The 25,259-nt window shown below is 68.6% G+C and carries 26 protein-coding genes and 1 pseudogene; 14 read left to right on the top strand and 13 right to left on the bottom strand.

Going from position 1 to position 25,259, the window contains the following annotated elements:
• Positions 1-21: 21 nt before the first annotated feature.
• The 6 genes from FXO23_RS06980 to FXO23_RS07005 all read left to right on the top strand — a co-directional run bounded on the left by FXO23_RS06980 (position 22) and on the right by FXO23_RS07005 (position 5,684).
• Positions 22-822: a hypothetical protein gene (locus tag FXO23_RS06980; RefSeq protein WP_158881998.1), complete on the top strand. Its 801-nt coding sequence runs from the start codon at positions 22-24 to the stop codon at positions 820-822.
• On the top strand, positions 822-3,398 hold the full coding sequence (locus FXO23_RS06985) for a hypothetical protein (protein WP_158882000.1): 2,577 nt from the start codon (positions 822-824) through the stop codon (positions 3,396-3,398). The genes FXO23_RS06980 and FXO23_RS06985 overlap by 1 nt, the downstream gene beginning before the upstream one ends.
• Positions 3,399-3,406: 8 nt before the next feature.
• Positions 3,407-4,147, top strand: a complete 741-nt coding sequence (locus tag FXO23_RS06990; protein WP_158882002.1) for a hypothetical protein — start codon at positions 3,407-3,409, stop codon at positions 4,145-4,147.
• A 123-nt stretch (positions 4,148-4,270) separates the two neighbouring features.
• Positions 4,271-4,531, top strand: a complete 261-nt coding sequence (locus tag FXO23_RS06995; RefSeq protein ID WP_158882004.1) for a hypothetical protein — start codon at positions 4,271-4,273, stop codon at positions 4,529-4,531.
• A gap of 4 nt (positions 4,532-4,535) precedes the next feature.
• Positions 4,536-5,435 carry a glycoside hydrolase family 25 protein gene (locus tag FXO23_RS07000; RefSeq protein ID WP_158882006.1) on the top strand — a complete coding sequence of 300 codons (900 nt, stop codon included), beginning with the start codon at positions 4,536-4,538 and terminating at the stop codon, positions 5,433-5,435.
• 12 nt (positions 5,436-5,447) lie between these two features.
• Positions 5,448-5,684 (top strand): hypothetical protein, encoded by a 237-nt coding sequence (locus tag FXO23_RS07005; protein ID WP_158882008.1) that lies wholly within the window; start codon positions 5,448-5,450, stop codon positions 5,682-5,684.
• Between the two features lie 63 nt (positions 5,685-5,747).
• On the opposite strand, the gene FXO23_RS52665 is transcribed toward FXO23_RS07005, so the two are convergent.
• Both FXO23_RS52665 and FXO23_RS07010 read right to left on the bottom strand, forming a co-directional pair.
• Positions 5,748-6,158: a zinc finger domain-containing protein gene (locus FXO23_RS52665; protein ID WP_425484845.1), complete on the bottom strand. Its 411-nt coding sequence runs from the start codon at positions 6,156-6,158 to the stop codon at positions 5,748-5,750.
• Between the two features lie 2 nt (positions 6,159-6,160).
• Complete coding sequence (locus FXO23_RS07010) at positions 6,161-7,642, bottom strand: recombinase family protein (RefSeq protein WP_158882010.1); 1,482 nt, start codon at positions 7,640-7,642, stop codon at positions 6,161-6,163.
• 42 nt (positions 7,643-7,684) lie between these two features.
• Between FXO23_RS07010 and FXO23_RS07015 the strand changes: the two are divergent.
• Positions 7,685-8,341 (top strand): annotated as a pseudogene (locus FXO23_RS07015) (R2-like ligand-binding oxidase); the annotation flags it as partial.
• 247 nt (positions 8,342-8,588) lie between these two features.
• On the opposite strand, the gene FXO23_RS07020 reads toward FXO23_RS07015, so the two are convergent.
• Positions 8,589-10,247 (bottom strand): glycoside hydrolase family 99-like domain-containing protein, encoded by a 1,659-nt coding sequence (locus FXO23_RS07020; protein ID WP_158882012.1) that lies wholly within the window; start codon positions 10,245-10,247, stop codon positions 8,589-8,591.
• Positions 10,248-10,398: 151 nt separating this feature from the next.
• Here FXO23_RS07020 and FXO23_RS07025 point away from each other — a divergent pair, with 151 nt between their 5' ends.
• Complete coding sequence (locus tag FXO23_RS07025) at positions 10,399-11,637, top strand: sensor histidine kinase (RefSeq protein WP_218951916.1); 1,239 nt, start codon at positions 10,399-10,401, stop codon at positions 11,635-11,637.
• Positions 11,625-12,278 (top strand): response regulator, encoded by a 654-nt coding sequence (locus tag FXO23_RS07030; RefSeq protein ID WP_158882016.1) that lies wholly within the window; start codon positions 11,625-11,627, stop codon positions 12,276-12,278. Before FXO23_RS07025 ends, FXO23_RS07030 begins: the two co-directional genes overlap by 13 nt.
• Before the next feature lie 75 nt (positions 12,279-12,353).
• On the opposite strand, the gene FXO23_RS07035 is transcribed toward FXO23_RS07030, so the two are convergent.
• Positions 12,354-14,045 carry an AMP-binding protein gene (locus FXO23_RS07035; RefSeq protein WP_158882018.1) on the bottom strand — a complete coding sequence of 564 codons (1,692 nt, stop codon included), beginning with the start codon at positions 14,043-14,045 and terminating at the stop codon, positions 12,354-12,356.
• 134 nt (positions 14,046-14,179) lie between these two features.
• Here FXO23_RS07035 and FXO23_RS07040 point away from each other — a divergent pair, with 134 nt between their 5' ends.
• Complete coding sequence (locus FXO23_RS07040) at positions 14,180-14,554, top strand: YccF domain-containing protein (RefSeq protein ID WP_158882021.1); 375 nt, start codon at positions 14,180-14,182, stop codon at positions 14,552-14,554.
• Here FXO23_RS07040 and FXO23_RS07045 read toward each other — a convergent pair.
• The 7 genes from FXO23_RS07045 to FXO23_RS07075 form a co-directional block, all read right to left on the bottom strand.
• The gene (locus tag FXO23_RS07045) at positions 14,551-15,369 is read right to left on the bottom strand and encodes a metallophosphoesterase (protein WP_158882023.1); all 819 of its coding nucleotides are present in this window, start codon (positions 15,367-15,369) and stop codon (positions 14,551-14,553) included. The two genes, FXO23_RS07040 and FXO23_RS07045, sit on opposite strands and share 4 nt — an antisense overlap.
• The gene (locus FXO23_RS07050) at positions 15,362-16,201 is read right to left on the bottom strand and encodes an HAD-IIA family hydrolase (protein ID WP_158882025.1); all 840 of its coding nucleotides are present in this window, start codon (positions 16,199-16,201) and stop codon (positions 15,362-15,364) included. The genes FXO23_RS07045 and FXO23_RS07050 overlap by 8 nt, the downstream gene beginning before the upstream one ends.
• Positions 16,202-16,211: 10 nt before the next feature.
• On the bottom strand, positions 16,212-17,282 hold the full coding sequence (locus FXO23_RS07055) for a sulfate/molybdate ABC transporter ATP-binding protein (protein ID WP_158882027.1): 1,071 nt from the start codon (positions 17,280-17,282) through the stop codon (positions 16,212-16,214).
• On the bottom strand, positions 17,279-18,055 hold the full coding sequence (locus tag FXO23_RS07060; protein WP_158882029.1) for an ABC transporter permease: 777 nt from the start codon (positions 18,053-18,055) through the stop codon (positions 17,279-17,281). Before FXO23_RS07060 ends, FXO23_RS07055 begins: the two co-directional genes overlap by 4 nt.
• A 252-nt stretch (positions 18,056-18,307) precedes the next feature.
• Positions 18,308-19,060 (bottom strand): molybdate ABC transporter substrate-binding protein, encoded by a 753-nt coding sequence (modA, locus tag FXO23_RS07065; protein ID WP_158882031.1) that lies wholly within the window; start codon positions 19,058-19,060, stop codon positions 18,308-18,310.
• Entirely contained in the window at positions 19,057-19,461 is a 405-nt protein-coding gene (locus FXO23_RS07070) for a TOBE domain-containing protein (RefSeq protein WP_158882033.1), read from the bottom strand. The genes modA and FXO23_RS07070 overlap by 4 nt, the downstream gene beginning before the upstream one ends.
• Positions 19,462-19,495: 34 nt before the next feature.
• The gene (locus tag FXO23_RS07075) at positions 19,496-20,014 is read right to left on the bottom strand and encodes a MarR family winged helix-turn-helix transcriptional regulator (RefSeq protein WP_158882035.1); all 519 of its coding nucleotides are present in this window, start codon (positions 20,012-20,014) and stop codon (positions 19,496-19,498) included.
• 101 nt (positions 20,015-20,115) lie between these two features.
• On the opposite strand from FXO23_RS07075, the gene moaA reads away from it, so the two are divergent.
• The 4 genes from moaA (at position 20,116) to FXO23_RS07095 (ending at position 23,513) form a co-directional block, all read left to right on the top strand.
• Positions 20,116-21,183 (top strand): GTP 3',8-cyclase MoaA, encoded by a 1,068-nt coding sequence (gene moaA / locus FXO23_RS07080; RefSeq protein WP_158882037.1) that lies wholly within the window; start codon positions 20,116-20,118, stop codon positions 21,181-21,183.
• A gap of 4 nt (positions 21,184-21,187) precedes the next feature.
• Positions 21,188-21,490 (top strand): MoaD/ThiS family protein, encoded by a 303-nt coding sequence (locus FXO23_RS07085; RefSeq protein ID WP_158882039.1) that lies wholly within the window; start codon positions 21,188-21,190, stop codon positions 21,488-21,490.
• Between the two features lie 74 nt (positions 21,491-21,564).
• Complete coding sequence (locus FXO23_RS07090) at positions 21,565-22,416, top strand: phosphatidylinositol-specific phospholipase C/glycerophosphodiester phosphodiesterase family protein (RefSeq protein WP_158882041.1); 852 nt, start codon at positions 21,565-21,567, stop codon at positions 22,414-22,416.
• A gap of 452 nt (positions 22,417-22,868) precedes the next feature.
• Positions 22,869-23,513 (top strand): transglycosylase family protein, encoded by a 645-nt coding sequence (locus FXO23_RS07095; protein WP_158882043.1) that lies wholly within the window; start codon positions 22,869-22,871, stop codon positions 23,511-23,513.
• A gap of 308 nt (positions 23,514-23,821) precedes the next feature.
• Here the strand turns inward: FXO23_RS07095 and FXO23_RS07100 are convergent, their stop codons facing one another.
• Both FXO23_RS07100 and moaC read right to left on the bottom strand, forming a co-directional pair.
• Positions 23,822-24,775 carry a molybdenum cofactor biosynthesis protein MoaE gene (locus FXO23_RS07100; protein ID WP_158882045.1) on the bottom strand — a complete coding sequence of 318 codons (954 nt, stop codon included), beginning with the start codon at positions 24,773-24,775 and terminating at the stop codon, positions 23,822-23,824.
• Positions 24,772-25,251 (bottom strand): cyclic pyranopterin monophosphate synthase MoaC, encoded by a 480-nt coding sequence (gene moaC, locus FXO23_RS07105; RefSeq protein ID WP_158882047.1) that lies wholly within the window; start codon positions 25,249-25,251, stop codon positions 24,772-24,774. Before moaC ends, FXO23_RS07100 begins: the two co-directional genes overlap by 4 nt.
• Positions 25,252-25,259 lie beyond the last annotated feature (8 nt).

The raw sequence follows: 25,259 nt of genomic DNA on the forward strand, positions 1-25,259 counted from the left end.
GCCAGCAACGTGTCGGTGAACATGCGGACCACGGAGGAGCTTCAAGGGTTCCGTCGCAAGTGGGAGATGGCACAGGCGTGGCTCGACGAGAGCGACGCCTCCGTGCTGGAAGCCATGTTCAACGGGACCCTGATGGCCCCTCACCGGATCATCGATCCGTTGCGGACCAACCGATTCCGGCCTTCGGTCGCCGCCGCTCGGCGAACGTCGATCTGGAACGGCGGGGTCGATTCCTGGTACGTCGCCTCCGGTAACGGGGTCGTGTCGACGCAGACCGGCCAGTACCCGGCGATCTCGTGGACGGCCGACGACGGCCGGACCGTGAGCTACCGCCCAGATAGCGGGCTGGAATGGAACGCGGCTGCCGCCGGAAACACTTTGTATCCCAACGGGTCCCTCAAGGCGGACGGGAAGGCCCGGAAGTCCCGGGTCGATCCGATCCTGCCGGGCGAGACGCTCACCGCGTCGGTCTGGCTCAAGACCACCGGCACCGGCCAGGGAACCTTCCTCCTGGCCAAGGTCGCCGCCGACCTGACGCCCAGCGTCGCCACTACGCAGACGTTCTCCAACACCGCGTGGCAGCGGCTCAGCCTGACCTACACCGCGCCCTCGGACGGCTCGGTCATCGGCGTCTTCCCCTACTTCACCGCGTCTGCGGACACGCTGAACCTCCACATCGGACCCGGCCAGCTCGAAGAGGGCACAACCCCAACCCAGTGGCAGGCCGGATACGGGGCTCCGGAAGTCGCGATCACCCAACTCAACAGCGTGTCCCCCCGCCACCCGCTCGTGACCATGAACCTGACGATCCAGGAGCTTTGATGTACGTGCACCCCGATTCGGCGACGAACGAGGCCCTTATCGAGGCGCTGTACAGCTCGGCTCGCGAGATCGGGAAGCACGTTCTCTTCGACTGGGACAACGATGACCTGTTCTCGCACGAGTACTCAGACCTCTCGGCCGTTGTGCTCGACGCCCAACACGAGCGCGCGTCCCTGACCACCGACCTTCCGGAGAACGTGAACACGATCCAGGGCTACTCGTCCAGCGAGCTGACCCTGTCCCTGAAGGGCGCACGCGACTCCGAAGAACTGCCGATGTCCCGGCTCCTGTCACCGTTCGACACGGGCTCTCCCTTCTACAACCGGGACCTGACCGGCACGACGGTCCGGTACTGGCTCCGCGTCTACACCGAGTACGGCGAGGTCGACATCCGGCAGTTCACCGGAGTTGTCCGGGACCTCCAGTTCAACCGCAAGGACCAAACCGTCCAGATCATCTGCTCGGACGTCATGCAGTGGTTGAACCGTGCCGTGACGCTCCGGCCGTGGGCGGTCGACCTGGAGCCCAACTCCCTGGCCGTCGCGGGCGCAGGCCGGTACATCAATGCGTCCTGGGTGCTCGCCGAGGTTCTCCGCCAGTGCGGCACCCCTATTGGTCCCCTGGAGCGCTCGGACGCCGTTTGGTCGGTGTCGGGGTGTGGCAGCTTCCTTCCCTCGGTCTCCGGGCCGATGATCCTCGGTTCAGTCGCCAACTTTCCCCACGTCCTACCGACCACCGAGTTCCTCGGTGATCCCTGGCGGTTTGGCAAGTACGGCCTGTGCATGAACCCCACGAACACCGTCAACGGGGAACGCGGGACCGCCCGATCAGCCGCCAGCACGGAAGCCGTGCACCTCTTCCCGTCCACCAACATCTCAGGCGCTCCGAAGAACATCGGCTTTAACGCCTGGGCTGAATCCACCGGAAGCACGACCACCCAGACGTGGAACACCGCGACCGGATTCGGGACCGGGCTGGGTTCCTCCTTCGGGATGGACCCGTGGCGATCGAACAACGGCGTTGGTATCGGTATCGCGAACAACGGACAAGTCCGCGCCGAGATCTACGTCTACCGCAACGCATCCAGCTCCCAGCAGGTCTACGCCTGGGAGTGGAACGTCAAGCAGTCGGCAGGCTGGCACTACTACGATGTGAACTTCCGCTTTACCAACGGCTCGATGGACGTCGTTCTCACCGTTGACGGAACCGTGATCGCCCCAACGTCCGGCGGCCTTGTCTCCCAAGGGTTCGAGTACTACGAAGGCGGGTACCGGGCGGGCTCAGACTACTGGCGACACCCGGCCAACCTGGTCGTCTACGACCCGTCCCAGTGGTTCCAGTTCTACATCAACGACGCCACCAACGGCGTCTACCAGCCCGGCCAGGAACATCCTCCGACCACGAAGGACGGCATCCCCTGGGTTCTGTTTGGAGGCTGCCAGGCGGACATGTCGTTCATCCCGGACGTGTGGAACACACCGGCCTGGGAGGTCTTGCAGAAGATCGCAACGGCCGAGTTCGCCGCGATGTATGTCAACGAGTACGGCCAACTCGTGTTCAAGAACCACGAGCTTCTCCGGCTGCAAACACCTACGGTGCCGGACGCCAGCTACACGGTAGACAACCTGCTCGGGATGATCGTCAACCCGTCGCTGGACCAGTACAAGAACGAGATCATCCTCCCGTACGTCAACAAGAAGTCCGTGATCGATGACGTATGGCAGCCCGACACCGGTCGTCAGTTCGTCGTTGAACAGAACTGGGCCAACTCGAACTCGGCGGGCGGGTGGCAATTCAGCCCGAGCTACCGGATCGACAACGTAGCGGCGCTGGTCTATCACATCGTTCCGACGTCGGGGTACAACGACCTCCAAAAGGGCTGGGACGAGTGGACGCACACGTACAACTCGTATGCGGCGGCCTGCTTCGCGCAGTCGATCGACCGGGACTGCATGTACCCAGACCACTCGGACCTTCTCACCACGTGGGGAGGGTACGAAGGCGTCGCGATGCCGTCGAACGACATGCGATTCTTTCAGCTCTGGATGCGGGCGCTCGACTACACACCGAACCAGGCGTGGAGCCAGATCCTCTTTGGCGCTGCCGCGATTACGTATCAGCCCAATCAGCCCGTACCGAATGATCCGGGAATCTTCTTCTCCCTCAAGGGGAAGAAGGTCGTCGAGGACGTCACCGGTTACTACTCGGTGAGCGACAGCGCAGCGATCGCCGACAGGGGGCGGTTCTCGCTCATCCTCGATGAGAACGAGTGGCGGCAGACGATCAACACCGCCACGTCGGTGTCCACTCAGCTCTTGAGCGACACCATCACCCCGGCCCCGGTCATCGAGGACCTCCAGCTACCGCTTGACCCGAGGCTACAGATCCTCGACGTCATCGGGCTGACCCCCGAGGACGGTATCAGCGGCTCGATCACGGCTCAGATTGTCGGCCTCCGCACGAATGCCAAGGCCGGAACCATGAGCCTGGACGTGCGAATCACCAAGACCCCGTCGAAGTGGGCACTGGGGGTGCCTGGCGCTTCTGAACTGGGCCAGACAACCTACCTGAACTAGGAGCAAACATGCCTGCTGTTTGGCCGACGCCCGATTTCACGGACGGGCAACTGGTCGACGAGGACGACCTCAACCAGCTAAACGAGAACATCGACGACAACCACACGAACATCGTGCTGAACGACTCCAGGATCGACACCCTGGAAGCGAACCAAGGCACACGTGGAGCCAACGGAACGGTCTACGGCGAGATCGGGACGCTGAAGACAAACCAGGGCACCCGGGGCGCTCTCGGAACCGTGTACGGCGAACTGGGGACGCTGATCACCAGGACCACGAGCACGAGCATCGGTAACCAAGCGCTGTACGAAGGCCGCACCGCGTCCGGCGCTGTCCGATGTGTCCTCACGGCAGACCAGGCGGTAGCCTCCGGCGCTCTGCAAAAGGTTTCCTGGCCCGCGCCCGTTTACAACACCGGCCCCATGACCGTGACCGGAACCGACTTCACGCTCAACAAGACCGGCCGATGGGCACTGTGCTTCTCGCTCCGGTTCGGACCGAGCAACACCGGCACCGAGCGCGCCGGATGGATCGGCCTCGCGTCCGACGCCAACACCCGGTACGTGAGTTGGGGGATTGAGAAGCCAGTCGGCACCTCGGTATGGCCATACCTCGGCGCGGGCACCGTGGTCAGCCTCTCCGCCGGAACCGTCCTGTCCGTCTACGCCTACCAGGACACAGGGGCGAACCTCGACCTGAAGCAGTTTGGCGGCAACTGCAACTTCAGCTTGACCTTCCTCGGCGCGTAATCCCTCGACATCAGCGGGCGGCTTCGGCCGCCCTTTTCTATGCCTGCAAAGGGGCAATGTGTTGTGACCTCCCCCGACTCAAACGCGATCGTCCTCCAGTTCATCCGGGAGGAGCTAGGGACCGTGCGGGAATCCGTGCACGACGAACTGACCGCGCTTCGAGGCGACTTCGCCGAACTAGCCAAGGCACTCAACAGCCACGTGGCCGACCACAGCGCCCGGGTGGCCGTACTGGAGCACCGGCTCACCGAAGCGGACGCGGAGATCTCGGAGCTGAAGACCGCCGGAAAGACGTCAACGGCTACCCGGGTCTCCGTGGGCATCGCGCTTCTCTCCGCCGGGCTCGCCTGGGTCCCGGACATCATCAGCGCCATAGGGAAGTGAGCTAGTGGCAAAGGGAATCGACGTCTACACGCGATACCAGCGCGTCTACAACTGGCACCAGGTTCGAGCCGCTGGCTACGAGTGGGTGTACATCAAGGTCAGCGACGGCAACGCGAACCGCCCTGACAACGGCTACGCCCAGGGCGCGAAGGCCGCGACCATGAAGGCCGGGGCCTACCACTACGCCCAGCCGGGCGACCCGATCGCACAGGCAAACCGGCTAGCCGACCGCGCCGAGCAGATCGGCGCTACCGACCTCGCCCCCGCGCTCGACCTCGAACATCCATTCGTCCCCAGCCGAGCCGCTATCGACTTCGCCATCAGGTTCCTACTCCAGATCCGAGCACGCGGACACAGGCCCTGCCTGTACGCCAACAACGCCATGCTCAAGGTGATCCTGGGACCGGTCCGGGCTGCCGTCCCGGAGGTCATCGTCTGGGCCGCGCGCTACGGCGCGGAGCCATCCGTCCCGTACGACGTCTGGCAGCACAGCCAGCACGGCCACGTCCCCGGCATCTCCGCCGGGTCGGTCGACCTGAACCAGGGCGCTATCCCGCTCAACCGCTCGGCCGCGCCGCCGAGCCCAACCCCCGAGGAAGATATGCCTTCTGTTCTCCTGCCCCCGGGCGAGTACGCCTCGGCGACGATCGTCGTCCCGAAGTCCGCGACCGAGGTCGTGGTCAGCCTCGGCTTCGGCCCCATGGAAGTCCACGGCGTCTACCTGTACGGCGGGGCCTACTCCGGCCACGACCGGAACCACAAGGACGGCAAGGGCGGCTGCGACGCCTACACCCAGGACCCCGACCGGCCCCGGGTGATCCCGGTCCCGCCGGGCACGCTCGCCGCCACCATCTGGTACTCCCAGGCCCGTAGCGAGCGCTGGGCCGCGTTCGGCACCCGCTGAGAGGAAACGCCCATGCGAGAGTTCCTCGCCCGTCTCCAGGACACTGAGCCCGCCAGACTGGCCGAATTCGTCCGGGCCGTCCTGGTCGCCGTCAACGCGGTCGGCTGGGCGACCATCCCGGACACCACGGTAAGCGCGGTCGTAACCGTCGTGAGCGTCCTCGCCTCGCTCGTGCTGACCAAGTTCGTCCGAAGCAACGTCACCCCGACCCCCAAGCCCCCGGCAGACGGCAACCACCGCGCCAACTAAGAAAAGCCCCTCTCCCCGGCCTTCACGGCTAAGGAGAGGGGCCTTTTTGCGTTTCAGGGTTAGTTACCTTTCCGCCGCCTCACGATCGGGCCACGACGCCTCAGCTCGCGTCGTAGGAACCGCGTTTGCTGCCCGGCTCAGCAGATGCGACACCATATTGATTGCGTCCCTGCTCTGGGTATTCGCGCGACCCGCGTACGAATCGTGTTCAGCGTACGACGCGTCCCGATAGGCAGCAAGGTAATCAAGAATCTCCGGAATGTATTCCCGCGCTCCTTCTGAGAGAAACGGCACCAGTCGCCTTTCAAGCTTCCGCCGTTCCTTGTGTGGACGGCTAAGACGGGTACGTCCACGTATTGTGGCGGTTAGCCGCTGTCGAAGATCTACGCAGGCTTCTCCGGGCTGTGCATCGCAGATCTCACAGGCGTCATACCACTGCCAGTCAGTGACGCTGTAATCCCGCTTCCGACTCATGGCTACGGTGCTCCTTTGTCAACCAGCGGGAAGTCCAGCCGGAGGTGGTTCGACAGTGACAGCGGGATGTCCCAGTCCGTCTTCTGCCACTGGACCATCACTGTGACCCCGTATTTTCGGAGGATGTCACCTCGCTGCTCGGGCGCGCTTTCGTTCCAGAGTTGCCGGTACGTCTTCCCCGTGTGCGTGTACTCCAGGCCAGGCGTTTGGCTCTGCTGGGCGAGCAGTTCGTCTCGCTCGGCTTCGAGCTGCGCGTATAGGCGATCGAACCGCTGTTCCCCCGCTTCACCCTTGAACCGGCCCTTGACGTATCGGTCGGTCTCCAGTTGATCGAGCGACTCGTTGATCTCGTTCAGCCGGGAAGTGTGGTCGACGACCCGAACGGCGGACACCTCCACGATCTCGACGTCCCCGTACTCGTCCAAGAAGTGCTCCTCCACGAACTCTTCCAGGAAGTCCGCCGGGTAGCGAGCCGCGAAACAGTCACGCCGTTCCGGCAGGTTCGTCGGGGTGGAGCAGTAGTAATGTCGGACGTCCTTTTTGGTCTCCGGCTTGTAGTACATCTTCCGTCCGCACGAGTTGCAGAACGCGACATCCCTCAGCATCGAGCTTCCCTGCCTCTTCACGTACTGCCGCTTCGGCTTGCGGACGAGGGTCTGGAGTTCATCCCACTCCTCACGGGTGAAGATGGGCTCGCCGAACTGTAGCGGCTTGCCGTCGTCCCCACGGATGACCTCGCCCTCGTACATGAGCTGTCCAAGTAGGTGGCGAGACTGGAGCATCGTTTCGAGCGTCCGCCATCGCCAGATCCGCCCCTTGGGCTTTCGGCCCATGCGGACCTCGTGCCGATCCCAGGCCGTCAGGATCTCCTCCTGTGTGAGCCATCGCAGGCAGTAGTTCATGTTCTCGCCGAGCTTCAGGAGGTCCCGGACCGTGTGCAGTGCCTCGTACGCCTCCTGGTCGATGGCAAGCTTGTACCCATCGACGGTCTTCACTGCGTAGTGGCCGAAGTGGGGGATGCCGCCCGGCCAGCGTGCTAGGTGTCGCAATGTCTTGCGAGATCCGCTGGCGCGATCCTGGAGCTTCTTCAGCTCCTCCTGGGCCATCGACACCCGCATGGCGATCTCTATTGGCGATGACGTCAGGGTGTCGATGCCCTCGGTTACCGCAACGACGTTCTTGCCCAGCTTCTCCAGTTCCGGGACTAGCTCGCCATAGAAGTGCTTCAGGCTCCGTACAACGCGGTCCACCTTCCACACGGCCAGGATGTCCCACTGGGCCAGCAACTCGGGCTCGGTGAGCCACGGCCCCAGACTCTTCCTCTTGAAGGGACTGATCGACGCGCTGACCCCGATGTCGGCTGCCTCGCCGATGATCGTGTGCTTGACCCGGTCGGTCCACTCGGAGATGTCCTTGCGCTGGGTGGTGGGGGACTCGCTCAACTCCTTCTTCTTCGACTGCCGGATGCCAGCTAGTACCCTCATCGTTACGCCTCCTAGCTGCGATGATACACCCCCGGAAGTATTTGCTCGGATGAAGCCAAGCACACCGAGGTCTTCCGGCGCTGGATGGACGCGGTCGGGCTGACCGAAGACCTGCACCCGTACGTCGGGGAGAACCCGCACTACCGCAAGCTCTTCTACGAGGAGCTGCCGGAGTCGCTCGGGGTCCTGGAGACCGATCCCAGTCCCCGCAACCAGATCCGCGCGAGCGTGACCTACAACCACGTGATCGAGGGCAGCCTCGCGCTGACCGGGTACTTCGCGTGGCAGAAGATCTGCACCTCGCGCGACATCCTGCCGGGTATGCAGGAGCTGGTCCGCCGGATCGGCGACGACGAGCGGCGGCACATGGCGTGGGGGACGTTCACCTGCCGCCGCCACGTCGCGGCCGACGACTCGCTGTGGAACGTGGTGCACGAGCGGATGGGCGAGTTGCTGCCGATCGCGCTGGGCATGATCCAGTGGGTGCAGGACCAGTTCGAGGAGCCGCGTCCGTTCGAGAACGATCCGGAGGAACTCATCGCCTACGCCGCGGACCGCGCGCAGCGGCGGCTCGGCGCGATCGAATCGGCCCGCGGCGCCGCGGTCGAGCAGATCGACCTGGACTACTCGCCCGAGCGGCTCGAGGAGACCTTCGGCGAGGAGGACGCCAAAGCCTTCGCCGCCGCATCCTCCTCCTGAGCCGCGGCACCGAGGGGTCGGCTTGCCCAGTCGGGCCACGGGGCCGGGTGCTGGGGGTCGTGAGTATTTGGACCGGTTAGTCATCGCTGCCCCCGGAGGGGCGCCCGTCGCGGGGTGAGAATTCGGGTGGGTCGCCTCGCTCGGTCGCGTCGAAAGCGCGCGCACTTTCGGGCCGCATCGCTGCGGCACTTCCACGCCACGACAGGTCCCCGTGCACACGGAAGGGCACTGGATCCTGGGGGGTCGGTCAGGTGGGGTTGGGGACGCAGCCGGGGCCGGTGGTGAGGCCGAGCGCCCGGCGGGTGGCGTCCAGGTAGGCGCAGCCGTCGCGCTTGTTCGGCTCCACGTAACCGCCCTCGTGCCACTCGTTCCAGGCGTACAGGGACACGAAGTTGTCCACTGTGGACGGACGGTCCGAGGCGGCGATGTCGGCTCGCACGTTCGCCAGGAGCTGCTCGTACTTCGGCAGGTCGGCGTCGTCGTACCAGCGGAAGGCGCGCCGCAGCGCGTCCGGGTCCGGGCCGGGGTCGCCGATGGCGATCCCGATCCGCGGCCGCTCGTCGAAATCGGAACTCGCGCAGCGCACCAGGACCCCCGGGTAGTGGGTGAAGAACTCGCGCTGCCGGTCGGCGTACCGCTGGTACGACCGGGACTCGTCGAACTGGCCGAGGCAGCCGCTGCCGTCGAACCCGGTCCCCGCGGGCGGCACACCGTTCAACGTGATGAGCACTTCTTCGCCGAGTTTTTCCCGGGCACGCGCGCGCATCGCGTCGGTGAACCGCTTGGTGGCGACCGGGTCGATCCGGTCCGGGGTGCCGTCGCCGATGCCCCGCGCGTCGCAGACGCCGACGATCGGGCGGCCGTCGTTGGCGCGCAGGTAGTTCGGCTGGGTGAGGTAGGTGTCGACGAGGACGTTCGCGGCCTTGGTGATCTGTTCGGCGGGCACGGCCAGCGAGACGTTCCCGTCCTTCCAGGGGTGGATGCACGGCAGCACGTTGAAGTCGAGGTCCGCGCGGTTGCTCGCCCGCAGGAACGCCTTGAGCCCGTCGATGTAGTTCTCCGCGCCGCCGTCGGCCGGGTTCCAGTACCAGTAGAAGCTGAAGTACCGCAGCCCGGCGCTCGCCGCCTGGACGATCTGCTTGCGCAGGGTTTCCGGCTGGGCGTCGTCGTAGTACCCGATCGCCGGTTCGCGGTCGGTGAAGTCCTCGCCCGGCCAGTGCCACGCGTTGCGCGGCACCCCCGAACCCGCGAAGTCCCGCAGCCCGCCCCACCAGTCCTTGGCCCGGCCGTAGACGCGTTCGGTGTTCGCCATCATCGCCTGGTTGCCGTGCTCGTCGAAGGTCCCGAAGTAGACGGCGCCGGTGCGGTGGAAGGCGGGCCAGACGAACCCGAGCGGACCGTCGGTGCGGTACCCGCGACCGGCGAACTCGGCCTGGCGAGCCGCCGGGACCACCCGCCACTCGGCGCCGTTGGACATCCGGTACAGCACGTCGGTGCCCGGCAGCCGGGTCGCGGCGGCGTAGCCGACCACGCCCCCTTCGACGAAGTCCTGGGACTCGAGCAGGCGCCGCCGCTCCTCCGCCGAAGCCGTGAGGAGGTACGCCGACGTCGCCGCGGCCCGCAGCCGGTACACGGGCTGGCTGCCGTCGAACGCCTGCCGCCGCAGGAACCCGAGCCGGCTCGCCTGCGGGGTCATGCCGTACTGGTGCTGCGCCGACGCTCCCTCGGCCTGGGACAGGGTCCAGAACCACCCCGCCTGCCCGGCGGTCCGGTACTCCAGCAGCGGCACCGGATCGGTGACCTTGCCCTCGGCATTCCCGGCCGCCGCGGCGACCGGCGTCGCGAGCAACGCCATCAGCAAGGCGCCCACCAGCGCGATCCCGCTCAGCCTGCGCGAAGTCCCCATCTTGCCCCCGTCCCGTGCCGACGCCGGGAACTTTAGCGCGCACACGATCACCGCGTAGTGGGCTGCGGGCGGAAAACTGCAGCCAGCTCCACTGTGCTCGGTCGCTGGACCTGGTCAGATGGGGAGCGGCAAGAACGAAAGGGGGCCCGGGGTGGTCAGCCAGAGAACTCGGGTGTTGCGGGGTGTCCCGTATCTGCTGGCGGCGCTGCCGTCCAGCATGGCGGCGTTGCTGGCGCCGTTCGTGCTGATCGTCGCCGCGCTGGCGATCGTGATCGGCGGGGCCGGGCTGCTGCTGGTGCCCCTGGGCCTGCTCGTGCTGCGCGGGTGGACCGACCTGAACCGCCTCTGGGCGGGCAGCGTCCTGCGCGCACCCGTCCCGTTGCGCTTCCGCCCGCTGCGCGGCGGCGTCTTCGGCTGGTGGCGCACGCAGCTGACCGATCCGACCACCTACCGCGATCTCCTGTGGCTGCCGGTGCAGGTGGTGCTCGGCCTCCCGCTCGGGCTGTTCACGCTGGTGCTGGTCATGTTCCCGTTCGCCTCGGTGATCGGCATGTTCTTCTGGTGGGTGCCGGACAACTACGGGATGTCGCTGGTCCCGGACATCCCGATCACCGACTGGAAGACCGCGTTCGGCACCGGGCTGCCCGCCCTGCTGCTCAGCTCGGCGATGATCTGGTGGCTGGTCCCGCCGCTCGCCCACGGCTGGGCGTGGGTCAACCGCGCGGTCCTGGACCGGTCCGGCACCGAGCAGCTCGAGGAGCGCGTCGACGAACTCACCGAGACCCGGGCCGGGGCGATCGATTCGCACGGCGCCGAGCTGCGCCGCATCGAACGCGACCTGCACGACGGCACCCAGGCGAAGCTGGTCTCGATCGCGCTGCGGCTGGGCATCGCCCGGCAGACCCTGCGCGACGAACCGGAGACCGCCGCCGCGCTGCTCAAGGAGGCCAGCGAGGGCACCGAAGCCGCGATGGGCGAGCTGCGGACGATCGTGCGCACGATCTACCCGCCGATCCTGTCCGATCGGGGCCTGATCGGCGCGCTGCGCTCGCTGGTCGCCGATTCGGGCGTGCCCGCGCACGCGGACCTCGAGGAGGTCGGCCCGCTGCCCGCCGCGGTCGAAGCGGCCGCCTACTTCGTGGTGTCCGAGGCGCTGACCAACGTGGCCAAGCACGCCGAGGCGAACTTCGCCGTGGTGAAGGTGCGGCTCACCGGGGACCGGCTCGACGTCGAGGTCACCGACAACGGCAAGGGCGGGATCGACGAAACCCGCGGCAGCGGTGTCAACGGGATCCGCCGCCGGGTGGCCGCGCTGGACGGCACCACCACGGTGCTCAGCCCGCCGGGCGGCCCGACCTCGATCCTGGTGGAGCTGCCATGCGCGCGGTGATCGCGGAGGACAGCGTGCTGCTGTCGGAAGGGCTGACGCTGCTGCTCTCCCGCGCCGGGTTCGAGGTGGCCGCGACCGTGGCCGACGGCGACAAGTTCGTCGAGGCGGTCACCGAACACCGGCCGGACATCACGATCGTCGACGTCCGGATGCCGCCGACCTTCCGCGACGAGGGCATCCGCGCGGCGATCGCGGCCCGGCGGGCGGTGCCCGGCCTGCGGGTGCTCGTGCTGTCGCAGTACGTCGAGACGACGTATGCGAGCGAACTGCTCGCCGACGCGAACGGCGGGGTCGGCTACCTGCTCAAGGACCGGGTCGGGCAGGTGGCGGAGTTCGTGGACGCGATCAAGCGGGTCGCGGCGGGCGGCACGGTGATGGATCCCGAGGTGGTGGCGCAGCTGCTGACCCGGCGCACCGACGATCCGATCGACGCGCTGACCCCGCGCGAACGCGAGGTGCTGTCGCTGATGGCGCAGGGCCACGGGAACCTGGCGATCTGCGAACGGCTGTTCATCGCGGAAACCTCGGTGCAGAAGCACATCGGCAGCATCTTCACCAAACTGGACCTGCCCGCCTCGGAAAGCGGTCACCGCCGCGTCCTCGCCGTGCTGGCCTACCTCAACTCCCAGCGCGGATCGTGACCCGGCCGGGTGCCATGAGGGGTCCCCTCCAGACAAAATTTGTCTGGAGGGGACCCCTCATGAAAGGCCAGGGAGTCAGGCGTGCCGGGTCTTGGCGAGGTCGCCCAGGCCGAGGAGGTCCACGGCGCGTTCGCGCATTTCGACCTTGCGCACCTTGCCGGTGACCGTCATCGGGAACTCGTCGACGATGTGCACGTACCGCGGGACCTTGTAGTGCGCCAGCTTGCCGTCGCAGAACTCGCGCAGGCTCGCCGCGGTGAGCGGTTCGGCGCCCTCCCGCATCCGGATCCACGCCATCAGTTCCTCGCCGTACTTCGCGTCCGGCACCCCGATCACCTGGGCGTCGAGGATGTCCGGATGGGTGTAGAGGAACTCCTCGATCTCCCGCGGGTACAGGTTCTCGCCGCCGCGGATGACCATGTCCTTGATCCGGCCGGTGATGTTGAGGTAGCCGTCGGCGTCCATGACCGCCAGGTCGCCGGTGTGCATCCACCGCGCCGCGTCGATGGCCGCAGTGCTGTAGCTCGGCCCTGACGAGCAGGCCTCGCCGGTCTTGTCAGCTCCTTCCCAGTACCCCAGCATCACCGAATACCCGCGCGTGCACAGTTCACCGGGTTCGCCGCGCGGCGCGGTCAGGCCGGTCTCCGGATCGACGACCTTGACCTCCAGATGCGGCCCGACCCGGCCGACCGTGGACACCCGGCGTTCGATCGAATCGTCCCGCCGGGTCTGGGTGGACACCGGCGAGGTCTCGGTCATGCCGTAGCAGATGGACACCTCCGCCATGCCCATCCGCTCGATGACCTGCTTCATCACCTCGACCGGGCACGGCGAACCGGCCATGATCCCGGTGCGCAGGCTGGACAGGTCGAACGTGTCGAAGTCCGGATCGGACAGTTCGGCGATGAACATCGTCGGCACGCCGTACAGCGAGGTGCAGGATTCGGCCTGCACGGCGGCCAGGGTGGCCTTCGGTTCGAAGGACGGCGCCGGGATGACCATGCACGCCCCGTGGCTGGTGCACGCGAGGTTGCCCATCACCATGCCGAAGCAGTGGTAGAAGGGCACCGGGATGCAGACCCGGTCGGCTTCGGTGTACCCGCACAGCTCCCCGACGAAGAACCCGTTGTTGAGAATGTTGTGGTGAGAAAGGGTCGCGCCCTTCGGGAATCCGGTCGTCCCCGAGGTGTACTGGATGTTGATCGGATCGTCGGCGCTCAATCCCGCCTGGACGCGAGCCAGCCGCGTCGGGTCGGCCTGCTTTCCCTTGTCCAGCAAGGAGTTCCAGTGCTCGCCGCCGAGCAGCACGACGTGCTCGAGGGCCGCGCACTTCGGCCGGACCTCGCTGATCATCCCCGCGTAGTCGGAGGTCTTGAACTTCTCCGCGGCCACCAGCAGCCGGATCCCGGCCTGGCCGAGCACGTATTCCAGCTCGTGCGACCGGTAGGCCGGGTTGATGTTGACCAGGATCGCGCCGATCTTCGCGGTCGCGTACTGGATGAGTGTCCACTCGGCACAGTTCGGCGCCCAGATGCCGACCCGGTCGCCCTTTTCGATCCCGAGGTCGAGCAGCCCGAGCGCGAGCGCGTTCACCTCGGCGGCGAGTTCGGCGTAGGTCCAGCGGCGATCGGTAGTGCGGTCGACCAGGGCATCCCGGTCGCCGAACGCGGCGACCGTGCGATCGAAGTTGTCGCCGATCGTGTCCCCCAGCAGCGGCACCTCGGAGATGCCCGACGAGTAGCTCGGCAGCACAGGGGTTTCCGGCATGATGCCTCCTCGCTCTGACCGGTCGTCAATGACCGTCGACCGAGTGTAAAAAGCGGCCGGACCCCCAGCCACCCGCACATGGAGGGGTCGGCCGGTTGGCCCGGGTGGCGCAGCCGATGCGGCACAATGGCGGTATGCGGCTGCTCCTGAACATCATCTGGCTGGTGCTGTGCGGTTTCTGGATGGCGATCGGCTACCTGCTGGCCGGGGTCATCTGCTGCATCCTGATCATCACCATCCCGTTCGGGCTCGCCTCGTTCCGCATCGCGAACTACGCCCTCTGGCCGTTCGGCCGCACGGTGATCGACCGCCGCGACGCGGGCGCCCCCTCGCTGCTGGGCAATATCATCTGGGTGATCTTCGCGGGGATCTGGCTGGCCATCGGGCACGTGATCACCGGGATCGCGCTGTGCGTCACGATCATCGGCATCCCGCTGGGCATCGCCAACTTCAAGATGATCCCGGTGTCGCTGCTCCCGCTGGGCCGCGAGATCGTGCCGACGCCCTAGTCCTCGGGCTCCCACGGCAACGGCACGACCAGGCACGGGCCGCCGACGAACAGGCCGCCGTCCACGCCGAGCACCTTGCCGCCCGCGTAGAGATAAGGTCCCTCGATCTGGCTGGGGTGGATGCCGAGCTGATCGGCGATCACGCTGTGCCCGTGCACGATCCGCTCGCCGCCGAACTGCTCGAGCAGCCGCTGCGCCACCTCCGGCCCGTCCGGGCCGCGGAACGCGTACCGGGTGGTCATCCGCCGCCAGATGTCCCACCAGTCGGCGAGGTCGTCGCCCGCGAGGATCTCCGCGGCCGTCTCGTTGATCTCCTCGATCGTCGAGCCCCAGTCCAGGTACTCCAGCGTGTCCGAATGCATCAGCAGGTGGTCGGCGGCGTGCCCCATGAGCGGCCGCGTGCTCAGCCATTCGATGTGCTCGTCGGTCAGGCGGTCCTGGTCCGCGAGCAGCCCGCCGTTGATCTCCCAGCTGCGCGCGAAACTGCGCGGGCCGAAATCGGACGGCACCTCGGTGTCGCCGAAGTGGTACATCCCGAGCAGCAGGATCTCGTGGTTGCCCAGCAGCGTTCCGGCGAAACCGCCCGCTTCCCCGGCCTGCTCCTGCAGCCGCATCGCCAGGTCGATCGCCCCGACGCCGTCCGGGCCCCGGTCCACGAAATCGCCGAGGAACCACAGGTGCGCGTCGCCGCCCGCCCAGTCGTCGGAGTCGTCGAGCAGCCCCTGCGCCCGCAGGGCGTCGGCCAGTTCGTCCCGATGCCCGTGCACATCGCCGACGACATAGGCCTTGACATCCGGCGGTTGGTCCTCACTCACCCTTCGACGATAAGCCCTCCTGCCGGGTCCCCTCCCGGTGGCCGTCGCCGAACGGATCACGGGTACGCCCGATCAGGTCAGCGATCGAGTCGATCACCAGGGTCGGGCGGTACGGGTAGCGCTCGGCGGTCTCCCGGGTCGAGATGCCGGTCAGCACCAGGATGGTCTGCAACCCGGCCTCGATCCCGGAATGCACGTCGGTGTCCATCCGGTCGCCGATCATCAGCGTCGATTCGGAGTGCGCGCCGAGCGAACGCAGGGCGGACCGCATCATCAGCGGGTTCGGCTTGCCCACGTAGTAGGGCTGCCGCCCGGTGGCCCGCTCGATCAGCGCGGCGATCGATCCGGTGGCGGGCAGCAGGCCCTCCAGGCTGGGGCCGGTGGCGTCCGGGTTGGTGGCGATGAACTTCGCGCCCGCCTCGATCAGCCGGATGGCGCGGGTGATCGCGGTGAAGCTGTAGGTGCGGGTCTCGCCGAGCACGACGTAGTCCGGGTCGACGTCGGTGAGCACGTACCCGACCTCGTGCAGCGCGGTGGTCAGCCCGGCCTCGCCGATCACGAACGCCGAACCGCCCGGGCGCTGGTTCGCCAGGAACTTCGCGGTGGCCAGCGCGGAGGTCCAGATCGCGTCCTCGGGCACGTCCAGCCCGGTGCGGCCGAGCCGGGCCCGCAGGTCGCGCGGGGTGGAGATCGAGATGTTGGTCAGCACCAGGGACCGGATGTCGTGGGCGCGGAGTGCGGCGAGGAAGTCGGCGGCGCCGGGCACCAGGTGCTCCTCGTGCACCAGCACCCCGTCCATATCCGTCAGGTAGGTCCACTTGGGCTCGGTCATACCGATCACCCTATGCGGAGAAGGCCGGATGAACCGTGACCGTCGTGGCCTTGACCGACAACCTGACCGGCGCGTCCGGTTCGAGGCCCAGTTCCGCGGCCGCCGCCGGGGTGAGATCGGCGGCCAGGCCCGCCGCCCAGCCCGCCCCGGCCATCCGCACGCGGATCACCGATCCGTGTGGTTCGAGCGTGCCGACCACCGCGTCGACCGTGTTGCGCGGGCTGCCCGGCTGCCCGTCCTCGGCCGGGTACACGGCGACCGCGCTGGGCGCGAACACCGCGACGCCGGGTTCGCCCTCGGCGGCGTCCGGGGCGAGCAGGCCCGCGACCAGGCTGCCGTCCGCGGTGCGCAGGCCGGACTCGACCACGGTCCCGGTGACCAGGTTCAGCCCGGCGATCCGCGCGGTGAACGGGGTCCGCGGCGCGGCCAGCACGTCCCGGGTCGGGCCGGACTCGACGATCCGCCCGGCCGACAGGACCAGCACGTGGTCGGCCAGGGCCAGCGCGTCCAGCGGATCGTGGGTGACCAGCACGGTCGCGCGGCGGCCGCCGCGCAGCACCCGGCGCAGCAGGGCGCGCAGCGCCGGGGCGGCGTCGACGTCGAGCGCGGCCAGGGGCTCGTCGAGCAGCAGCAGGTCCGGTTCCCCGGCCAGCGCGCGGGCCACCGCGACCCGCTGGGCCTGGCCGCCGGAGAGCCGGGCCGGTTTCCGCCCGGCGAACGCGGCCGCGTCCACTTCGGACAGCCAGCGCCCGGCGGCCGCGCGGGCCGCCGACCGGCTCGCCCCGCGCGAACGCGGCGCGAAGGCGACGTTGTCCAGCGCGGTCAGGTGCGGGAAGAGCAGCGGGTCCTGCGCGAGCAGGCCGACCCGGCGCTCGTGCGCCGGAAGCCGGTGCAGTTCGCGGCCGTTCAGTGTTATCGCGGCGCGGTCCGGGTTGACCAGCCCGGCGAGGCAGCCCAGCGCGGTGGACTTGCCCGAACCGTTCGGGCCGAGGACGGCGAGCACCCCGCCCGCGGGGACGTCGAGCGTCACGGACAGTTCGAACGAGCCCCGGGTCAGCTCGAGTTCGGCGTGCAGGGTCACGAGCGGATCCCCTCCAGCGCGCGGGGCCGGGCGAGCGCGATGACCCCGATCGCCACCGCGATCAGCAGCAGCGCGAGCGCCACCGCACTGTCCACATCGGACTCGGCCTGGGTGTACACCTCGAGCGGGAGGGTCCGGGTGACGCCCTCCAGGCTGCCGGCGAAGGTGATGGTCGCGCCGAACTCGCCGAGCGCCCGCGCGAAGCTCAGCACCACGCCGGAGCCCAGCGCGGGCAGCAGCAGCGGCAGCGTGACCCGGCGGAACACCGTCCACGGGCGGGCGCCGAGCGTGGCCGCCACCCGTTCGTAGCGGTCCCCGGCGCCGCGCAGCGCCCCCTCCAGGCTCACCACCAGGAACGGCATGGCGACGAACGTCTGCGCGATCACCACGGCCGTGGTGGTGAACGGGATCCGCACGCCGAGCGTCACGTCCGCGAGGTAACCGAGGAAGCCGTTGCGCCCCAGCAGGTACAGCAGCGCGAGGCCGCCGACCACCGGGGGCAGCACGAGTGGCAGGAGCACCACCGCCCGCAGCACCCGGATGCCGCGCACCCGCGACCGCGCCAGCACCACGGCCAGCGGGACGCCGAGCAGGACGCACGCCACCGTGGACAGGGCGGCGGTGAGCAGGGACAGCTCGAGCGCGTGCAGCGAGGCGGGCGCGACGAGCAGCTCGGGCAGCCGGGTGAGGTCGGTGCGCACCAGCAACCCGGCCACCGGCAGCACCACCAGCGCCAGCGCCACCCCGGCCGGTACCCAGAGCACCCACGGCACGCCTGTCGTGAGTGGTACGGCCGGTTCTAACCGGGCTAACCGCTCACGACGCCTGTTTTCCTTCCTCAACGAGCACGCCCATCAGGACGCGGGGATGACTTTGTCGGCTTCGCACGGCCTCGCCCGAAAGTGCGCGCACCTTCGGGCCACGCGGCCAGCGTTTCGCCGACAGAGTGCACGAGCGCCGGGGTGGCTGCCGGTCGTGAGGGTTCAGGCCGGTTGGAACCGCCCCTACCACTCACGACCCCGGTGTCAAGGCGTGCCAAATCCGGCCTTGCCGAGTTCTCGCCGACCGGCCTCGCCGAGGACGAGGTCGGTGAACTGCCGCGCCAGCTCCGCCTGCGGGGCGTCCTTGACCACGGCGATCGGGTAGGTGTTGACCGCGCCCGCCGCCTCCGGGAAGTCGACCCGGTCCACCTTCCCCGCCGCCGACGCGGCATCGGTGACGTAGACCAGGCCGGCGTCGGCCTCGCCCGCGCGCACCTTGGTCAGCACCGCCTTGACGTCGGATTCCTCGCTGGCCGGTTTCAGGGTGACGCCGGTGGCCTGCTCCACCTTCTTCGTCGCCGCGCCGCACGGCACCTGCGGGGCGCAGGTGACCACGGTCGGCCCGCCCCGGGCGAGATCGGCGAAACCCTTGATGCCCTTGGGATTTCCCGGCGCGACCGCGATGGTCAGCCGGTTGGTGGCGAAGACCTTGGGCTGCCCGTCGATCCGGCCCGCCTGCACGGCCTTGTCCATGTTGTTCTGGTCGGCCGAGGCGAACACGTCGGCCTTCGCGCCCTCGTCGATCTGCTGCGCGAGTTTGGACGAGCCGTCGAAGCTCAGCTTGACGTCCACGCCCTGGTGCTCGGCCTCGAACTTCTTCTCCAGCGCGCCGAACGATTCGGTCAGCGAGGCGGCGGCGAACACGGTCAGCGTCTTCGACTGCTCCCCGGAGGAACTCGATCCGCAGGCCGTGGCCAGCAAAGCCGCGGCGGCGAGCGCGATCGTCAACTTCTTCATCGATCTCCTCCCGGAGTTTCCACGACCACCGTGGTCGCCTTCACCACCGCGACGGCGAGCACGCCCGGGCGCAGGCCGAGTTCGCGGACCGCCTCGGTGCTCATCAGCGACACCACGCGATGCGGCCCGCACTGCAACTCGACCTGGGCCATCACCTTGTCCGCGGTCACCTCGGTGACCAGGCCGACGAACCGGTTGCGGGCCGATCTGCCCACCCCGGACGGATCGTCGGGCTGCCCGGCCTGCGCGCGGGCGAAGGCGGCCAGTTCGGCGCCGTCGACGACCTTGCGACCGGCCGCGTCCTCGGCACAGCCCAGCTGGCCCGCGCGCACCCAGCGGCGGACGGTGTCGTCACTGACGCCGAGCAGGCGCGCGGCCTCGGATAACCGAAATTGCGGCATGCACGGCAGGTTAACCGCCGCAGATGCGTCGTTGCTACGGCGTGTTGTGATTGTCGCCGAGGATCTCGGCGCGCATCCGGGCGATGATCTCGGTCTCGTACCGCTCGATCGCGTCCCGCTCCTCCGGCGAGAAGCCCTCCAGGACCTCCTCGACCGCGACCAGCGCGGATTCGAACAGCGGGGCGTAGCGCTCCATGTCCATCGGCACGATCTCGACGAGGACCTTGCGCCGGTCCTCCCGGTCCCGCACCCGCCGCACGAAACCCCCGCGCTCCAGCCGGTCGATGACCCCGGTGACCGCGCCGGTGGACAGGCCGGTCAGCTGCGCGATCCGGCCCGCGGTCAGCGGTCCCTCGGCCCGGCTGACCAGGTCGAGGGCCTTGTGGTCGGTGCCGGAAAGTCCCATCTGCTCGGCGATCCGGGCGTGCCGGAGCACGGCCAGGGTGCTGTTCTCACGGCCGAGTTCGCCGAACCGCTCCAGCACGTCCGGCGGCACGGGGTACTTCCGCCGCTCGGCGGCCGAAGGGGACGGCTCTGCGGGCGCGGGCGACATTCGGAGTTCCTCTCCACGAAACTTCGGCGGGCGAACCACTCTCCTACTGAAATATTCCAGTGGATCGGCTCCGGAGGCAAAGCAGAGTTAGGCTGGTCGCAATGACGGCGGTAGATCTCGGGTTGCCCCGCGTCCCCAGCACACGCGGCAGTTTCAGCGCGCCCGGCAGACCGGACGACCCCGCGCTGATCGACACCTTCGGCCGGGTCGCCACCGACCTGCGCGTCTCGCTCACCGACAAGTGCAACCTGCGCTGCACCTACTGCATGCCCGCCGAGGGCCTGCCCTGGCTGCCGAGCGAGCAGGTGCTCACCGACGAGGAACTGCTCCGGCTCCTGCGGATCGCCGTGGAGCGGCTCGGCATCACCGACATCCGGCTCACCGGCGGCGAACCGTTGCTGCGACCCGGGCTGGAGGGCCTGGTCGCCGAGATCGCCGCGCTGCGGCCGCGCCCGCGGTTGTCCATGACCACCAACGGGATCGGGCTCGCCAAACGCGCGGCGGCACTGGCCTCGGCCGGGCTGGACCGGATCAACGTCTCCCTGGACACGGTCGACCGCGAGACCTTCCGGCGGCTCACCCGGCGCGACCGGCTGTCCCACGTGCTGGCCGGACTGGCCGCCGCGCGCGACGCCGGCCTGGCCCCGGTCAAGGTCAACGCGGTCCTGCTGCGCGGGACCAACGACCAGGAGGCGGTGCCGCTGCTGCGCTACTGCCTCGACCACGGCTACCACCTGCGGTTCATCGAGCAGATGCCGCTGGACGCCCAGCACGGCTGGAACCGCGCGGACATGATCACCGCCGAGGAGATCCTCGGCCTGTTGCGGGCGGAGTTCGACCTCACGCCGAGCCCCGCTCGGCGCGGCGGAGCACCCGCCGAGCGCTGGCTGGTGGACGGCGGGCCCGCCGAGGTGGGCGTGATCGCGTCGGTGACCAGGCCGTTCTGCGCCGCGTGCGAGCGCACCCGGCTCACCGCGGACGGGGCGATCCGCTCCTGCCTGTTCAGCAACGACGAAACCGACCTGCGCGCCCTCGTACGCGCGGGCGCGCGCGATGAAGAGGTGGCGGACGCCTGGCGCGCCACCATGTGGGGCAAGCTTGCCGGGCACGAAATCAACGAGGCCGGTTTCGCCCAGCCGATCCGGCCGATGAGCGCGATCGGGGGCTGAGCCGGTGGGCACGGCATCTACCAGGGCACTGTCCGAGCAGGGCGACCGGCACGCGACGACGGTGCTGGTGCGGTATTTCGCGTCCGCTCGGGCCGCGACCGGGGTGGACAGCGAGGTGCTGAAGATCCCGGCCGGATCGTCGGTGGGCGAGGCGGTGACCGAACTGCGGAGGCTGCACCCCGGCGATTTGGAGCGGGTGCTCGACGCCGCCAGCTTCCTGCTCGACGGGGTCGCCGTGCGGGATCCCGGCATCGGCGTGCCCGACGGCGCCGAACTCGATGTCCTGCCGCCGTTCGCGGGCGGTTGAGATTCTTTTGGTCGTGACCTGACCGCGACGGGGCGTTCACCGAGCGGCCGCACGCGCGACGCAGGCTGGCGGCCATGCTCCCCCGCCGCGTGCTCGCCCTGGTCCTGGGCGTCCTGGCCGCCCTGACCCTGCTCACCCCGACGGGTTACGCGTCGAGCGAACACCGCGTGGTGCGGCCCCTCGCGCGGGCGCACGCGCACAACGACTACGAGCACCCCCGCCCGCTGCTCGACGCGCTGGACCAGGGGTTCACCAGCGTCGAGGCGGACATCCACCTGGTCGGCGACCAGCTGCTGGTCGGCCACGATCCGGCGGATCTGCGGCCGGACCGCACGCTGGAGCGGCTCTACCTGGAACCGCTGCGGGCGCGGGTGCTCGCGAACCACGGACGCGTTTACCGCAAGCCGGCGCCATTCCAGCTGCTCATCGACATCAAAAGCGAAGCGGTGAGCACTTACGCCGCGTTGGAAAAGCGGCTTTCAAACCCCCGATTCTCGTTATTGTTCGCCACTTATTCGGACGGGAACGTCACTCCGCGTGCGGTCACCGCGGTGCTCTCCGGAAATCGGCCAAAGGAAGTTCTGGTCGCCCAGCGGCACCGTTTCGCTTTCTACGACGGCCGGATCGCCGACCCGAACGACCTGGGCCCGGGCTCGGACGCACGGGTCACCCCGCTCGTCTCGGACAACTGGACAAAGCTGTTCACCTGGACCGGCGTGGGCCCGTTCCCGCAGGTGGAACGGGCTCGATTGGCAGAAATCGTACGGAAAGCGCACGCCGCGGGACAGCGAGTCCGCTTCTGGGCGACCCCCGACACACCTAACCCGGCACGCTCCGCAGTCTGGTCCGCACTCGCCGAAGCGGGCGTCGATCACCTCAACACCGACGATCTGGCCGGTCTGGCGGCGTTCCTGCGGGGTCGCTAGGCCACTTGCACTACGTTCACCAACGGAGCAGTCGTAGGGTGATCACGTGACCCAGACCTCACGATTAGTGAATTATCTCGACTAGAAAACGGGCAGATAACGGCCCGTTGAGCAGGGGAAATGGCCTAATCGCCATAGGTTGCGTCATGTTACTGTGACGCAGGTCACGTACCGAATAATTTCCGATCACGCCCGCCGTTACGTACCGTCGCTTTTCGGTTGGCCCCGACCGACCACAGCAAGACCGGGATTCCGTAGCGCCGAGCCCTGTCCGGCGGAATCCCGGACCCGATACCCCGAGCGAAAGAAAACTTCCGGACAGGGACGGAGGGAGACCCGGCCCACGCCGTGTGCGTGAAGCCGAGCCAGCCGGACGTGCGAACCACGGTCGGCCAGACCACCCGGTCTGCCCTCAGCATGGCCCGTAGGCGCGGGAGTAGAGATCAATTCGCATGTCGTACCGAGGCAAGCACCGCAAGATGTCCGCTGCTTCCCGCCACATCGCCCGCGTCGCTGTCGCGGGCCTGGCGGTCGGCGCCCCCCTGGCCATCGCCGCGACCCCCGCGCAGGCGGAAGGCACGAACTGGGACGCCATCGCGCAGTGCGAGAGCGGCGGCAACTGGTCGACCAACACCGGCAACGGCTACTCCGGTGGCCTGCAGTTCTCGCCGAGCACCTGGAAGGCCTACGGCGGCCAGGGCAGCGCCCACAACGCGTCCCGCGACGAGCAGATCCGCGTGGCCGAGCGCGTGAAGGCGGGCCAGGGCATCGGCGCGTGGCCGGTGTGTGGCAAGAAGGCCGGCGCGAGCGGCTCCTACAAGGCCAAGAACACCCAGGGCAAGGTCAAGGCGAAGGCCGAGACCCCCAAGAAGAAGACCGTTGAGGCTCCGAAGCAGCAGTCCGCTCCGGCCGCCCCGGCGGGCGTGGCCTCGTCGAACCCGGCCGGCGACTACGTCGTCAAGGCGGGCGACACCCTGAGCAAGATCGCTCAGGAGCACAACGTGCAGGGTGGCTTCAAGAAGCTGCAGGAGCTGAACTCCCAGTACATCCCGAACGCCGACTTCATCGTGGTCGGCCAGAAGATCGCCACCAAGTGACCTTGTTCGAAAGGCACTGAGTGCGGCTGATCCAGCTGTACGCAGAAGGGCCCCACCGCCGATCCCCCGGGCGGTGGGGCCCTTTCGCGTCCGCGTATGACGCGATTAATCGCACTGAGACGCCCGCTGAGCGCCGCGAGGCCGTTCCGATGGAGCCGAACCGCTCCGAACCCACCTCAACGCCTCTCAGCGGCTCTCAGCGCCCCTTCTGCTACCCATGTGTCCCCCAATGCGGCTTTGGGGACACTCGGTGACCCGAATGCCGCATTGGGTACATCCAGCGTCCCGAAAGCCACATTGGGGGACGTTCAGGGGGAGTTGACCCATTCGTCGGAGCCGTCGGTGAAGTGCTGGTGCTTCCAGACCGGCAGGCGGGCCTTGACCTCGTCCACCAGTTCCGCGCAGGCCGCGAAGGCCTCGCCCCGGTGGTCGGCGGCCACCGCGACCGCCAGCGCCACGTCCCCGATCTCCAGCGCGCCGAGCCGATGGCTCACCGCGACCGCCCGCACGCCGGTGCGGCCGCCCGCGACCTCGGCGACCACCCGCGCGAGCACGTCCGCCGCGGTGGGATGGCCCTCGTAGTAGAGCGAACGCACGCCCTTGCCGTGGTCGTGGTCGCGCACCACGCCGCCGAACGTCACCACCGCGCCCGCCGCCGCGTCGCCGACGAGTTCGGCGTGCTCGTCGACCGAAAGCGGCGACTCGGTCACCTGCGCCAGGGCGACCCGGGCATGGGTCACCGCGGGCGCGGGGACCGGGGCCGCGGTGTCCAGCGCGGGCGCGGGCCGCGGGTGGTCGCCGCCGTGGAGCTGGTCCACCGCGTGGTCGAGGATGCCGTCGAGCACGCCGAGGCCGTCCTGCACCCCGCCCCGCGAACCGGGCAGGTTGATCACCAGGGTCCGCCCGGCGACCCCGGCCACCCCGCGCGAGAGCACGGCGGTCGGCACCGCGGGCAACCCGGCCGAACGGATCGCGTCCGCCACCCCGGGCAGCTGGTAGTCCAGCAGCGATTCGGTGACCTGCGGCGTGCGGTCGGTCGGCGAGATCCCGGTGCCACCGGTGGTGATCACCACGTCCACCTCGTCCTCGAAGCACGCCCGCAGCGCCTGGGCCACCGGTTCGCCGTCCCGGACGACGAGCGGTTCGGGCACCTCGTAGCCGCGTTCGGCGAGCCAGGCCACGATCAGCGGGCCGGTGCGATCGGCGTAGACGCCCGCGGCCGCGCGGTTGGAGGCCACCACGACCCGCGCGACGCCCTTCACCGGCCCTCCTCCCGCCGCCAGATGCCGCTCTTGCCGCCGACCTTGCGTTCCAGCCGCAACTTGTCCAGGGTCGCCCCCGGATCGACGGCCTTGATCATGTCGTGCAGGGTCAGCCCGGCGATCGCGACCGCGGTCAGCGCCTCCATCTCGACTCCGGTCCGGTCCGTGGTGCGCGCGGTCGCCTCGATGCGCACGCTGGCGACCCCCAGTTCGAAGTCGACGTCGACCTTGGACAGCGCGATCTGGTGGCACAGCGGGATGAGCTCGGAGGTGCGTTTCGCCGCCATCACCCCGGCGATCCGCGCGGTGGCCAGCGCGTCGCCCTTGGGCAGGCCGTTCGAGGACAGCAGCTCGACGACCTCCGCGGTGGTGTGCATCCGCGCGCTCGCGGTCGCGCTGCGGGAAGTGGCCGCCTTTCCGGAGACGTCCACCATGCGGGCCGCGCCGGCGTCGTCGAGGTGGCTCAGTTCGCTCATGACCGGAA

The organism is Amycolatopsis anabasis, assembly GCF_009765355.1.
Lineage (GTDB): Bacteria > Actinomycetota > Actinomycetes > Mycobacteriales > Pseudonocardiaceae > Amycolatopsis > Amycolatopsis anabasis.